Source organism: Kineococcus sp. AC630, assembly GCF_979255925.1.
Map to the genome: position 1 here is coordinate 1 of NZ_CEEDMJ010000139.1, position 238 is coordinate 238.

Sequence of the window (238 nt, forward strand, 5' to 3'; positions counted from 1 at the left end):
CTCCGGACCGCGGGTCATGACGGTCCACGTGCTGCGCAACTCCCTCATCCCCGGGGTGACCTTCCTCGGGACCGACCTGGGCGCCCTCATGGGTGGCGCCGTCGTGACCGAGGGCATCGTCAACATCCCCGGTGTCGGCAACCTGCTGTACCAGTCGGTCATCCGGCTGGAGGGGCCGACCGTCGTCTCGGTCGTCACGATCCTGGTCGTCGTCTACCTGGTGGCCAACCTCGTCGTC

Annotated in this window: 1 protein-coding gene; it reads left to right on the top strand. The window is 68.1% G+C overall.

Features of this window, described 5'->3' with window-relative positions; translation table 11 throughout:
- Nucleotides 1–238, top strand: a 238-nt coding sequence (locus AC0I8G_RS26155; RefSeq protein ID WP_471732538.1) for an ABC transporter permease subunit, incomplete at both ends; no start/stop codon positions are given.